Annotated in this window: 10 protein-coding genes; 4 read left to right on the top strand and 6 right to left on the bottom strand. The window is 44.6% G+C overall.

From position 1 onward, the window contains the following. The first annotated feature begins 301 nt into the window (after positions 1-301). Entirely contained in the window at positions 302-1,864 is a 1,563-nt protein-coding gene (locus EXU57_RS08035) for a methylmalonyl-CoA mutase (RefSeq protein WP_133267664.1), read from the top strand. Here EXU57_RS08035 and EXU57_RS08030 read toward each other — a convergent pair whose 3' ends face one another. Continuing rightward, positions 1,865-3,091 (bottom strand): DUF418 domain-containing protein, encoded by a 1,227-nt coding sequence (locus EXU57_RS08030; RefSeq protein ID WP_133267663.1) that lies wholly within the window; start codon positions 3,089-3,091, stop codon positions 1,865-1,867. Positions 3,092-3,303: 212 nt separating this feature from the next. Between EXU57_RS08030 and EXU57_RS08025 the strand changes: the two genes are divergently transcribed. Then, positions 3,304-3,888, top strand: a complete 585-nt coding sequence (locus EXU57_RS08025; protein ID WP_133267662.1) for an NUDIX domain-containing protein — start codon at positions 3,304-3,306, stop codon at positions 3,886-3,888. Positions 3,889-3,945: 57 nt separating this feature from the next. Here EXU57_RS08025 and smc read toward each other — a convergent pair whose 3' ends face one another. The 4 genes from smc to EXU57_RS08005 all read right to left on the bottom strand — a co-directional run bounded on the left by smc (position 3,946) and on the right by EXU57_RS08005 (position 10,114). Continuing rightward, positions 3,946-7,467 carry a chromosome segregation protein SMC gene (smc, locus tag EXU57_RS08020; RefSeq protein ID WP_133267661.1) on the bottom strand — a complete coding sequence of 1,174 codons (3,522 nt, stop codon included), beginning with the start codon at positions 7,465-7,467 and terminating at the stop codon, positions 3,946-3,948. Positions 7,468-7,683: 216 nt separating this feature from the next. Beyond that, positions 7,684-8,346: a peptidase M10 gene (locus EXU57_RS08015; protein WP_133267660.1), complete on the bottom strand. Its 663-nt coding sequence runs from the start codon at positions 8,344-8,346 to the stop codon at positions 7,684-7,686. Positions 8,347-8,488: 142 nt separating this feature from the next. Next, positions 8,489-9,334: a DUF6089 family protein gene (locus EXU57_RS08010; RefSeq protein ID WP_165958072.1), complete on the bottom strand. Its 846-nt coding sequence runs from the start codon at positions 9,332-9,334 to the stop codon at positions 8,489-8,491. 150 nt (positions 9,335-9,484) lie between these two features. Next, on the bottom strand, positions 9,485-10,114 hold the full coding sequence (locus EXU57_RS08005) for a 4'-phosphopantetheinyl transferase family protein (RefSeq protein ID WP_133267658.1): 630 nt from the start codon (positions 10,112-10,114) through the stop codon (positions 9,485-9,487). Positions 10,115-10,296: 182 nt separating this feature from the next. Between EXU57_RS08005 and dcd the strand changes: the two genes are divergently transcribed. Further along, positions 10,297-10,833, top strand: a complete 537-nt coding sequence (gene dcd, locus EXU57_RS08000; RefSeq protein WP_133267657.1) for a dCTP deaminase — start codon at positions 10,297-10,299, stop codon at positions 10,831-10,833. Positions 10,834-10,859: 26 nt separating this feature from the next. On the opposite strand, the gene EXU57_RS07995 is transcribed toward dcd, so the two are convergent. Continuing rightward, on the bottom strand, positions 10,860-11,957 hold the full coding sequence (locus EXU57_RS07995; RefSeq protein WP_133267656.1) for a DUF3810 domain-containing protein: 1,098 nt from the start codon (positions 11,955-11,957) through the stop codon (positions 10,860-10,862). 485 nt (positions 11,958-12,442) lie between these two features. Between EXU57_RS07995 and EXU57_RS07990 the strand changes: the two genes are divergently transcribed. After that, on the top strand, positions 12,443-12,985 hold the full coding sequence (locus EXU57_RS07990; RefSeq protein ID WP_133267655.1) for a YceD family protein: 543 nt from the start codon (positions 12,443-12,445) through the stop codon (positions 12,983-12,985). Positions 12,986-13,002 lie beyond the last annotated feature (17 nt).

Below are 13,002 nucleotides of genomic sequence, written 5' to 3'. Positions count from 1 at the left end.
TTACTCTTCTATAGGACCTCTAACGGTCAATTTGAAACTCAAAAAGCTGTCAGAACCACACTCTTGTTTGAAGTAAGCATTCAATTTGCGTAACGGTCTTAATTGCAAAGGGTTTTTGGTTTTACAAATTACCCCAAAGTTGCAATCCAGGAAACATCAGCGTGCTTATAAGGACACTCTTGTACCGCACAACATTCCGGGGCGCGTTCAACCTAATTATCGATCTATTCGACCCAGGAGAGTGCTGTTTTGCCGCCGTTTCCTTGTTTGATCTTATCTTTTTTACCCACATTTGCTTACCATGACCAACAAGCGCTATACTGATTCCGGGATTGAAGTAAAACCTGTTTATACGTCGGAAGACATAGAGCAACGATCTGTTTGTACAGAAAAGCCTGGTGAGTTTCCCTACACACGTGGTGTACAACCTGACATGTACCGCGGCCGACTTTGGACGATGCGGCAATATGCCGGTTTTTCTACGGCTGAGGAAAGCAACAAGCGTTACCACTACTTGCTCGCCCAGGGTGTTAGCGGCTTAAGCGTGGCGTTTGACCTTCCTACCCAAATAGGTTACGACAGCGATCATCCCCTGAGTGAAGGCGAGGTGGGCAAAGTTGGTGTAGCCATTGACAGCATTGAAGACATGGAACTGCTCTTTCACAACATCAAACTGGAAGATGTGAGCACCTCCATGACCATTAATGCCACCGGCTTCATATTGCTGAGTTTTTACGTAGCGCTGGCGAAACGGCAGGGAGCAAATCTCAAAAACCTGACGGGTACCATTCAAAACGATATTTTAAAAGAATATGCTGCCCGGGGCACTTATATATTTCCGCCCAAGCCAAGTATGCGCATCATCACCGACATCTTTGAATGGTGCAGTCTTGAGTTGCCGAAATGGAACACCATCTCCATCTCGGGTTATCATATCAGAGAGGCGGGGAGCACCGCTGTTCAGGAGGTAGCTTTTACACTCAGCAACGGGAAGGCATATGTACAGGCCGCACTCAGGAAAGGTTTAGACATCGATGTCTTTGGTAAAAGGCTTTCCTTCTTTTTTAATGCCCACAACAACTTGTTTGAGGAAGTTGCGAAGTTCCGGGCGGCCAGGCGGATGTGGGCGCTCATAATGAAAGATTTGGGGGCTAATGATGAAAAAGCAATGATGTTGCGGTTTCACACGCAAACCGGGGGGAGCACGCTTACTGCACAGCAACCCATGAATAACATTAGCAGGGTAACGCTACAAACACTTGCAGCGGTGCTCGGGGGCACACAAAGTCTTCACACCAATGGCTATGATGAAGCCTTAAGCCTGCCGACTGAAGAAGCGGCAAGGATTGCTTTAAGAACCCAGCAGGTTGTTGCATTTGAAAGCGGTGCGGCTGACACCGCCGATCCGCTTGCGGGTTCCTATTATGTAGAACAGCTGACAAACGAAATCGAGGCGAAAGCAAATGAACTAATGGGCATTATCGATGCAATGGGTGGAAGTGTAAGTGCAATAGAACAGGGCTTTATACAGGAAGTAATTGCCCGTAGCGCTTATCACCATCAACGCGAGGTTGAATCAGGAAATAAGATCATTGTGGGTGTCAACAAGTTTCAGGGAGTTGAGTCATCAACAATCCCATCGTTCAGAATTGATGACAGCATACGAGAAATACAATCTTTGAAACTTAAAAAATTACGATCCACCAGGAACCCGGAGGCTGCAAACCATTCTCTTGCCGAGATCAAAGCAGCTGCTTCAGACGGGCGAAATCTGATGCCAATTGTGATTAAGGCTGTTGAAAACTATTGTACCCTTGGCGAGATCTCTGACGCGCTAAGAGAAGTGTTTGGCGAACACCGTTGATTATGATGCCGGCTTTACCGCGCCCATACTGTCCCCAACATTTTCGTAAGCAGCGCTTTCGCGCTTGATGGGCAGCCTTTTGGCATAGCTCAGCTGTCGCCATACCCATTCGATCGGACCATAATAATAACGCGATAGCCACCACTTGCTAAAGAAAATCTGCACCACATAAATGATAAAAGCAAACAGCAGGTAATACCCAAAATGCACCCGGTTGACTAACGAGAGGTTGAAGCCAAATCCAGAGAAAAGGAACATTCCAAGAATGTTTTGTACAATGTAATTGGTGAGGGTCATCTTGCCGATGGTTTGCATTGCCCTGAAAAAGCCCTTTAGCTTGCCGGAGACATGCAGCCAGGAAAGCGTGGCAACAAGAAAGATCATCGAGCTAAGAATGATGAAGTAAAAGGGTTGATAATACTTCATCCATCCCCATTTCATTTTACTGGTTAAAGCAAAGATTCCGATCAACAGGCCAATGAATGCCAGTGAACCCCAGAAGATGCGCTTCAGGTATTTCCTGTTCTCCGCAAGCCTGTTAAAGAAGTTAATTTTCTGTGTAGCCAGGCCAAGAAAGAAACAGCCCAACATCACAACGTGTACAGTGATCAGGTAATTTGGACTTAATATTTCAAACAGATAAGTACCCACAAGTCCAAACCATAGTACATTCAACACATTGCTGCTTTTGTATAATGGAAAGTATGGTTCCATTAACCCCATTCCTCCGCGTATACCAAGAGACGAGACGTAGGCTGCGACTGCAGGCGTGAGCAGGAACAGCGACATGCCGATAATGAAGGCTGTTTTGGCGGAGCAGCGGTGAAAAGCAAGGAGTATCATTCCCATTACCGCGTAGTCTTTAAGGATATCGCCCCAGAAAAAGGCGCTATTGATAATTGCAAGAACAAACAACCAAAACATCCTGCGTGAGAAAAATTTCACGTGGTTTAAACCCTTATCCGCAACATTTGCCATCAAAACGGCAAAGCCATAACCAAAAAGGAAACTGAGCATTGTCCAGGACTTTGCAGCAAACAGGATGTTACCAATCGTTTGCAGAACATTCTCCAATACATCCGACTTTGCTGAATTCGTGCCCAGCCCCATATAGTAGTAGTCGGCGTAGTTCATCAGCACAACCCCAAGGAGCGCCCAACCCCGGAGCATGTCGACAATTTCGGTTCGTTGATTGAGTTGAAGGGGCTGCGCTGTTGAGTTATGCATCGCTGTGGGTTAAGGGATTATAAGCAGTTGCGGGCATAAACATAAAAAAGATTTTACTGCTTCAATTACCCCTTGTCAAAAAAGTGATCATCGATCAGGCAATTGCTATATGTCCCGCGAAGGTTGAAGAAAAAAGACAATACAAAATAATAGTATATGTAACCACTTGTGTGAAGCTTTCCGCTTTATCTTCACCGGGCAAAATCATACATATGGCCGCCGGAGATATCAACATTACGGACGTACTAAAACTATCCGCCGAAAAGTTCATACTTAACAAAATCACCTTTGACTTTACAAAGATTGATGGCAGTACAGAAACACAGGTTAGAGAAATATATGATCATGGCAATGGGGCAACAGTTCTACTGTATAATCGTCGACAACGTACAATTATACTTATCAGGCAACTAAGAATTGCCTCTTACATCAATGGTAATCCTTCCGGGTTACTGATCGAAACCTGTGCAGGGCTACTTGACAATCTATCGCCAGAAGAAGCAATAGTGAAAGAGATTTCGGAGGAAACAGGTTTCGAAATCACCAATGTTAAAAAGATTATGGAACTGTATACATCGCCCGGCGCTGATACAGAGTTGCTACATTTTTTTGTAGCAGAATATGATCACAGTCAAAAAAAGACAGCAGGTGGCGGACTTAATGATGAACAGGAAGACATAGAAGTTATGGAGGTACCTTTCGATGAAGCCTATCAATGGTTGATTGAAGGTAAAATCAAGGATGCCAAAACGGCAATATTAATCTTATATGCAAAGCTTAATAATCTTATTGAATGATAGCGGAATGAAAAAGGCTGCCCGGTTCAGGAGCAGCCTGTATATGGGAAGCAATGGTTAGTTTAAACTTCTAAAATCAACAGGCACCAGTTTGCTAACACCAGGCTCTTGCATGGTAACTCCATAAATTACATCAACTGCTCCCATTGTCATCTTGTTGTGGGTAACGATGATGAATTGCGAATTCTCGCTAAACTGCTGTATCATCTTGGTAAACTTACCCACGTTCGCGTCGTCGAGGGGGGCATCGACTTCATCAAGAATACAAAAAGGTGCAGGCTTAATCAGGTAGATCGCAAAAAGCAGCGCTGTAGCGGTCAGGGTCTTTTCTCCCCCACTCAACTGACCAATACTGCTGGGTTTTTTACCCTTTGGCTTGGCAATTATGTCAATTCCTGTTTCTGCCAGGTTCTCCGGGTTTTCAAGAATAAGGTCGCCCATATCTTCTTCAGTGAACAGTGCCTTAAATACCTTCTGGAAGTTCTCCCTGACGGCGTTGAAAGTATCAAGCAACTTCTGGTTGGCTGTGGTCTCCACCTCCTGTATGGTTTGCAGAAGACTGTCTTTTGCCGTCACAAGGTCGTTTTTCTGCTCTACTATAAAATCATAACGCTTTTTCATTTCCTGGAAAGCCTCAATGGCAGTAGGGTTCACCTCGCCCATATTCTCAAGGCGTTTTTTCATCCTGTCACTTGCGGCCTTTAGATCATCAAGCGAAGTTTCCGTTGTTCTTGCCTGGTCAATGATCTCATCGAGGTTAATGCGAAACTCAACGCTGAGGCGCTCTTTCATACCGGCAAGCTGTAACTTCAGCTCATTCAGCTTATCCTTTATTTCAGCAAGGATTTGATCAAGAATTTCTTTGCTTTTCACTTTGTGGCGTAGTTGGCTTTCCTTTTCGCCCAAAGCATTGCGAAGGTTGTAATACGCCTGGTCAGCAGCATTGAGCTTTTGCTCTTCGTCTTCCTTCATGCGGAGCAGGTTGACCAAAAATGCTTCAGCATCTTTCAAGGTGTCCTCGTTTTCAATTATGTTCTCACTGACCTGTTTCAATTGAACCTTGTTGCTCTCGATCTGTTGGGTGAGGTCGTTTAACTGGTTATTCTTAAACTGGAGTTCTGTTTTAAGCGCCGATATCTTGCTCTGTTGGCGGGTAAGCAATAAATTATTCTCATTGAACAGGCGGTTAAAATCCTGGTACTCCTGCTCCGCAAGACGGTAGTCCTGTTCCTGCGTTTTCATTTCCTCAGCCGCATCCTGCAAAGCTTCATTCAGGCCGGTTAATTCTTCACGAACATCCGCGATAGCATCCTGGTTTGCTTCCAGGTTGCCCTGGAGGTCTTCGAGTCGCTTTTGTGCGGAAGCCTGTGACGCATTTAGGTTTTCGATCTTATTCTGTATAGCAAATACCTGGTTGGTAAGCTCGCTGATTTGTTGTTGTGTTTGCCTTATTGCCTGCTCTTGTAGTTGCTGGCTGTACATCGTTACTTCATTCTGGCGAGCCTGGATTTCTGATTTCCGGTTTGCGACAACTTTTTCCAGGGACGAAAGTTCTTCCGCCAGCTTTTCAAGATTCTTTGCCCGGCCTATTTTCTTACCTTCAAAAATACCTACGCTTCCACCACTGATGCTGTATTTACCTTTCAGGAATTTCCCTGTCTTTTCCAATACAACAGCACCGTTACTTTCCTGCAAACCATCATTGGTTTCAGCAATAAATACATTGCTTAAAAGGTATTCAGCAAGCTTTCGGTACGACTCATCAACCTCTATTACGTCCATTGCAGGTATTGTTCCGGCAGGTTGATGAACGGCAGCACTTTCGTACCCGTTAATCTGGTCGAGCAAAAAGAAATTTGCCTTACCCTTCTTGTTTACGTCAAGCAGGTTAACAGCGGCAAAGCCTTCCTCAATGTTATTTACAACATAGTAGTTAAGGTATGGTTCCAATACATTTTCCACCGCTGCCCGGTATTGTTCCTTTACATAGATGATGTTTGTGAGTATGGGTGCTTTGTTGTTCCAACTTGTGCTCTTACTTAGAAACTTTACGCTTTCAGGATAACCTTCCATGCTATCGATCATACTCTTGAGAAGAGCATGCTCATTTTTCTTAGAGTCGAAGGTCCTGTTTTCCTCCGCGAGTTTACTTCTCAGGTTCTCCAGCTGCTGCTGCGTTTCAAGTATTTGTTGTTTTGTTGCTTCATGTTGTTCTTGTAATTCCCTTAATTCTACCCTTTTGTCTTCCAGTTCCTGGTCCTTATCAACCTTTTGTACCTCCAATTGCTTCAGTTGACTTTCGCGTTGCATCCGCTCATCCTGCAGTTGTAACAATGCACGTTGCAGGTTTTGTATAGACGCATCTGCAACCGCCACTTTCTTCTCTGCATCGAACTGCTTACGTTGCACCTCCTGGAACCTTCGCCTAAGTTGATCAACCGCGCTGCGTTTTTCATCGTACACCTGGCGTTTTGTTTGCACGTCCATCTTAGCAGTTTCAACCTGGTCCTGCAAATGGCTCAACTTGCTTTCTTCTTCCGATAACTGCTGGGTCGTAAAAGTTATGGACTCGTCTATTCCTGCTACCTGTCCTTCCGCTTTGTCGAGGAAAGTTTTCAAGCTCGTTGCTTTTTCTTTCAGGTATTGAAGCTTTTGGCTCGCAAGGTTTTTCTCGTTCTCCTGGCTCCGCAGTTTCTGCACCAGGTCGTTGAATTCATGTTGCATTGCCTGCAGTGCCCGTTCTTTCTCTATGAACCCCAATTTCTCCTGTTCAACAGCTGCTTCGTCGGTAGCTATTTCTGCCTCGAGTTTAAACTTTTTATCTGTCTCTGTTTCCTGCTGGGCGTTTAGCTGCTGGTAGGTGTCGTTAAATCCTTCGAGTGAAGCTTTGGCAAGTTCTACGCTGATCTCTTTATAATCCTTTTTGATCTCGTAATATTTCTCAGCCTTTTTCGCCTGGTTCTCGAGTGTTTTAAGCTGGTTATTGATTTCAAAAACAAGATCCTCGATGCGGTTAAGGTCGCTTTCCGTAAGGTCGAGTTTTGCTTTTGCTTCTTTTTTACGTGTTTTATAAATGGTTATACCTGCAGCCTGTTCTAGCATCCGGCGCCGGCTATTTTCCTTGTCGCGGATAATATCATCCACCATGCCCAACTCGATAATGGCGTAACTGTCGGTACTAACCCCGGTATCCATGAAAAGGTTGTGAATGTCTTTTAGCCGGCAACTGACATCATTCATCCGGTATTCACTTTCACCATTCTTATAAAACTTCCGGGTTATGGTTACGGTGCTAAATTCAGTAGGCAAAAGGTTTTTTGTGTTTTCAAACGTCAGGCTTACTTCAGCCAGGCCGCTTGCGCTTCGTGTGCGGCTGCCATTGAAGACAAGTGCCTCAAGGTTTTCACTTCGAAGGGCGCTGATTTTCTGCTCACCAATTACCCATCGGATGCTGTCGATGATATTGCTTTTTCCACAACCATTCGGACCAATAATACCGGTGATGCCCTCATCGAAGTTGACAACGGTTTTATCGGCAAAGCTCTTGAACCCCTTGATTTCTAATGACTTTAATCTCACTTCACAACTTTTATGTCTGCGAACATACAGCAAATCAGGGTGGCAACGAAATGGTAAAATTTAGTGGTGGAAAGCTTGTGGAGAACATGTTTAAGTAGCCATAGGCAATGAAAACACCCCTGCCATTGTACCTGAACCTAAAACTTTGGAAAGCAAGCACTGCCTCGTCCGGGCATAAAGCTATAAATAGATTGGACAACAAACACGGGCTACCTTTTATACCCAATGCTGGTCCGCATGATCGTGGTGGTAGACATTGGTAAATTCTCCAACTACAGCTATGCCATTCGAAAACTTGAGGCGGGGCAGGTTGATTGCGTGGATATCTGTCGCGAAAACTTTACGATACATGGGGTGCATCGTTCCACCGGTTACGCCTGCAGGTTTCGCCGGATCATATTGGAATTGTGGATCCACGAGGGTGCCGCGCGGAAACATGATACCGGGAACCCCTTTGCCACGGTGATCAAGATCGTATGGATGATCTAGTCCGAGGGTATGGCCATATTCATGGGCCGCGGTTGTGGAACCTTTATACAAGTTCTCGAGTTTGAAGTAGCCTGTGTTGCAGCCCAGTCCGTCTACGAAGGAAATGTTACCATGTGCATATTCCTCTATCCGGAAGTAATTATTCCGGCTGTCGACGTTTGCAATAATCTCCTCGATGCCAATGCCGGGTTGATGTGCAGCGTTGATTGAAAATACAACACAGAAATTTTCGCCGAACATATGAACTGAAGCTTTGGGTTCATTCCAGAGCGTCTCGACTTCTTCCCGTAACAACCCTGTAAGCTGCTCATCAGCAGCTTTGCCGTATGTGATAATGTTTGAGTGTATGGTAATGGTCTTATTAAAACCATCGAGTTCTGCTGTACCCATATAATTATAGTATAGTAAAAGTCAGACAAGTTCGACAAACCGAGGTTATGGCGTCTGGAGTTGACCATGAACAGTTGAAGCCGGGATGCCTGGAACTTACCATGCTGGGTCTGGGAATGCCCTGGCCTTCGAACGGCAAACATTATATCTTAGGGCAGCCAAGACGGCCGCGGGATATACGTTGTTCACCGCTGCTCAGTCGTACACTTGCAGAGATACCCGTGAAGTAGTACCAGTCTTTAAAACGTGCGATACCCCGCTCCGTTCCGGCCGCCGGGTAAGTAGCACCAGTCTTGAGTTCATCCCCCCTGAATGCGAGATCGACTGCGCGCTGGCCCCGGTTTGCCCGAAGCAGGTCCTCATCAACATAGGTGGTGCTTACATCATCTAAGTAATCGGTGAACGTTTTTCTAAAGCCTACCTCAAAACCGATCCGCAAATCGTCGGTGAGAGAAAACTTCAAGCCGCCACCGAAAGGCAACGCCAGTTGGGTGAGCTTATAAGGTTCCCGGCCAGAAACAAAGCCCTGACCTTCGGTACTCAACGGTTGTAGAAATATCTTTTTGCTAATCGAGTCAGAGGTGTAAGGATTGAATCGAAATACAGTAAGACCCGCGAAAACGTAAGGATTTACCAGATGCTCCATTGGGTCAGTGATATAGTATTGAACACCGGCAAAAGCATCGGTTATTGAAGAAGTAAAATTCAGGTTGCGGGACGGATCAATAGCACTCCTTTTATCATCAGCACCGATCTTACCTAAAGTTATCGCGCCTTTCAAACTCAAATGGTTCGACAGCTCATATTCAACACCAAGGCCAGCTGCAAATTTCGCCTGTGACAGTGTGAATCGTTTGGAACTTTGTACACCAAAAAGCAGTTCACCCTGGTAGTTAGCGGCCCCTGCAAAAATATTTATATGTGTTCGTTGTGCCTTAACTAGGCCTCCCACCGGCAGAAATGCCAGCGACAGCAAAAGCTTTTTCATGTTAGCCCCCATAGCAAATTAGTTGCCAGTTTATTATGTTCCACGGCAATGTGAAAAATGTAAACTGGCGTCGACGTTTATTAAGGTAGACGCAAGAGTAACCCTCAAAATTGCATGAAAGCCAAAATCGGCAACAAGCTAGTTTGTAAGTCAGGTACTGACCACCCAAACCAGGCACATATTATCTAACCTTTTGTAGTTTACGATGAGGCTTACCTGGAGTTCATCTTTTAAAAACGCAGACTGGATCCAGCCTTCACCCGACAGTTGAAAAGGGAAGGTTCGGATCATTTCGCTAAAATCCACCTGGCCCAGACCATACCACTTATAGATTGCCTCTTTCGCGCTCCATAGAATAGTCAGGTATTCCAACTGGCTTTCAGCCGGCATTGCGTTCACAAAGCGCAACTCCTCGGGATGAAGAAATTTGCGCTTGATGTTCTGCACCCTTGGCGTAATCAATTCAACGTCGACGCCTACCCTTTCATTTGAGCTGGCAATTGCAGCGGCATAATTGCCGCAGTGGGAGATAGAGAAATGATATTGATCGTTAGGCAAAAATGGCTTTCGGGTACCCGCAATTTCAATCTCAGCATGCGGAAAATCGGCAAACAGGAATGGCAATAGGTACCGCCCGGCCAGGTGTTGCAACCGCTTATGTGGATGGGTGATCTCCCTTTGCAAAGGAACCCGTTGCATAAAGAAATGCTCTGGCTCCTGAATTTCCCAAAGCGCAAGCCGGGTAGCATTGCTTATATCTTGTTGATAGTAAAGGCCCATATTTTCTGCTGTTCAAAAGTTTGGGCTTTAAAGCCGGAGATATTGGCAAAAATGCCGGTAATAAATCGAACAATCGGCCAGCTGACCCATAATTTTTTTGAAGCTTGTAATCCTGTTTACAACGAAACGCTATTTTTGATTGCCCCGGGGTTATATCAGGCAGGTTTAAAAAAATTGCACCAATGATTTTATCGGACAAGAGAATACTGGAAGAAATACAAAAAGGAACGATCAAACTTGAACCGTTTAACAGGGCATGTTTGGGAAGTAATTCGTACGACGTTCACCTGGGAAAAGTGCTGGCAACATATAAGGATCATATATTGGATGCAAAGCGTCATAACGAAATCGAGAGTTTTGATATTCCGGAAGAAGGTTTTGTGCTCTACCCCCACGTTTTTTACCTAGGGGTCACCCTGGAATACACTGAAACGCATGCCCATGTGCCATTTCTTGAAGGCAAATCTTCAACCGGACGGTTGGGAATAGATATTCATGCCACCGCCGGAAAAGGCGATGTCGGCTTTTGCGGAAACTGGACACTGGAGATTTCGGTGAAGCAACCGGTTAAAATTTACAAAGGAATGCCCATCGGTCAGCTGATTTACTTTCCGGTAGACGGAGAAATAGAGGTAAAGTACAATGACAAAAAAGACGCGAAATACCGCCAACAGCCGGACAAGCCGGTTGAAAGTATGATGTGGAAAAACCTTTTCTAAGCTTGAACAAGGATCAGGAAACCGTATCAGATATAACCGAACTTCTTTTGAAAAGCGATTAACAGCCCTACCACATAGTTGTAGCTTTCAATGCCTTTATCCTGTTGATTGACTTTCAGGTATTGGTCGTAAAATGATTGAATGATGGGGGCAAATGGATTTTTGTACTTTTTGTGAAAAGCTTTTAGCGCTCTAAAGTCGACCTTTACCAGCGTATCCAGCAGTTTATAATTTGCCCGGGCTGTAACACTATCTCGCAGGTACAACTCCTGGTTGGCGTAATTGAAGAGTTCAAAATAAACCGAGTAGTGGAAAAGTACATCTGGCGAGCTTATGGCAGACAAATACCCCACGAAGTTAGCTTCACTTTCGCTTGCATAACCGAGCTGGTGCGCCATCTCATGGCAGGTAACATACGGTAACAAAAATCGTGGTTGGGTTAGGTTAAGCTGCGACTCTCCGGTGAACGGATTATAATAACCAAAGAAGCCCAGGTAATTTCCCCCTCGACCATAAAGCGACCGCTTAATGGACCCATTGCCATAGTGCAGGAAAGGAAACCTCTTTTCGGCAAACTGGTAGGCAATGTGCGACTTTTTAAAAATCTCTCTAAAGGAGGGGTACTTTATGCTGGTATCAAGCTTCTTTCTACTGTCGTTAACCCGCTGGATCAAGAGGGCGGTGATTTTTTTAAGGTCAGCTTTTGTATGCTCGGCAGGGGTCAAGTCCAGTTGGTATGCGATACCAAGCCGGTTGTAATTGAGTCCCCAAAATAAGTTAAAGCAGATGTACACCAACGTTGCTATTAACAGGGTACGAACCGCACTTTTAATAAACAACAACCGCGTGATGCGCTTGAGGATCAATGCCCTCACATTAATAATAACCCGGAACAAAAGATAAAAACCAGCTATAGTATACAGGATATCACCAATGCTAAAAGGTAACCATCCAAAGATTATCCGGAAAAACTGAGCAAGCGAAAGGTAAATGCCGGTGGAGTAATATCGTTCTATCCAACCAGGTTGAAGGCTGACCAATTTGATAACCAACACAAATAGCAGCAGAACTGCAAGCACGTAATAGGTGAATTTGTTATATGATTTTTGACGAACAATGTCCATTGCAGTTCGAAGATAGAATTTTAATGTTTTTATTGTCTAATGCCCGTAGCTTGCCTGCTACCACTAGCGCGTTTAACTAAATTGAGGTTCTAATAAGCAGTTGTAAACCGAGTTGTAATCACATAAATCGTGCAGAATTCAAAGGAATTGTGAATATTATGGCGCTGTTTCCGCTTGCAAACAGGATCTGAAAGTTGGTACTAAGAGGTGTTTTCGCTTTTTTGGGGCTAATCTTGAAGTATGCTTTCTCTTTCTGACGACAGCACCCAGTTCCACGATCGCTGGAATTAAAGCACATAAGCGGTTTCTAGCCAGGATCTTTCGTGAATGTTGATAGTACACATGCTTAAACTGAAAAAGTTCGGGAGCCAATTTCTGCGGTTTAATATCATCTGGATGCCTAAAGCTCACCTGGGTATATGTTAGTTAATGTGTTTGGTATTTCGTTGTAATCCTTATACCTTTGCCAACCCTAAAAACCGACTATGGCTCAGCGAAGAGAATACGAGATTGCTTTTGTGGGGCTCAAGCCAGGTGAGCATGAGTTTACGTATGAGATCACTGATAAGTTTTTTGAGCCTTTTCAGCAACAGGATTTTACAGATTGCCAGGCAACGGTAAAGTTGAAGCTTGACAAAAAGGTGGGCTTTCTGATGCTTAAGTTTGATGTGGACGGAAAGGCACGTGTGAGTTGCGACAGGTGTGGTAATCCACTTCAACTTCAACTCTGGGATGAATTTAACATCCTGGTGAAGATGGTTGACGATCCCGAAGCAATGAACATACAAGAAGAAGATCCAGATGTTCATTATATCAGCAGAACCGAAAGTCACCTGCATTTAGAAGAATGGATTTACGAATTCATCAATCTAAGCATCCCAATGCAGAAAATGTGTAAGGAAGAAGAGATCGGCGGACCACAATGCAACAAAGAAGTACTTGAGAAACTCCAGAAGATGAGAGACGACGCAAAGTCCGATACCCAATCCATCTGGAAAGGTCTTGAACAATTTAAAGATTTACAATAAAGCCCAGAATTAAATTT

Origin of the sequence: Segetibacter sp. 3557_3 (assembly GCF_004354985.1) — a bacterium.
GTDB lineage: Bacteria > Bacteroidota > Bacteroidia > Chitinophagales > Chitinophagaceae > Segetibacter.
The sequence above is the reverse complement of the archived record's forward strand: the minus strand, read 5'-3'. Positions and strand labels throughout refer to the sequence as shown.

What these genes read in the sequence shown, in the direction of transcription:
- EXU57_RS08035 (WP_133267664.1), top strand. Translation starts at nt 302, where the DNA reads ATGACCAACAAGCGCTATACTGATTCCGGGATTGAAGTAAAACCTGTT.
- EXU57_RS08030 (WP_133267663.1), bottom strand. Translation starts at nt 3,091, where the DNA reads ATGCATAACTCAACAGCGCAGCCCCTTCAACTCAATCAACGAACCGAA.
- EXU57_RS08025 (WP_133267662.1), top strand. Translation starts at nt 3,304, where the DNA reads ATGGCCGCCGGAGATATCAACATTACGGACGTACTAAAACTATCCGCC.
- EXU57_RS08015 (WP_133267660.1), bottom strand. Translation starts at nt 8,346, where the DNA reads ATGGGTACAGCAGAACTCGATGGTTTTAATAAGACCATTACCATACAC.
- EXU57_RS08010 (WP_165958072.1), bottom strand. Translation starts at nt 9,334, where the DNA reads ATGAAAAAGCTTTTGCTGTCGCTGGCATTTCTGCCGGTGGGAGGCCTA.
- EXU57_RS08005 (WP_133267658.1), bottom strand. Translation starts at nt 10,114, where the DNA reads ATGGGCCTTTACTATCAACAAGATATAAGCAATGCTACCCGGCTTGCG.
- dcd (WP_133267657.1), top strand. Translation starts at nt 10,297, where the DNA reads ATGATTTTATCGGACAAGAGAATACTGGAAGAAATACAAAAAGGAACG.
- EXU57_RS07995 (WP_133267656.1), bottom strand. Translation starts at nt 11,957, where the DNA reads ATGGACATTGTTCGTCAAAAATCATATAACAAATTCACCTATTACGTG.
- EXU57_RS07990 (WP_133267655.1), top strand. Translation starts at nt 12,443, where the DNA reads ATGGCTCAGCGAAGAGAATACGAGATTGCTTTTGTGGGGCTCAAGCCA.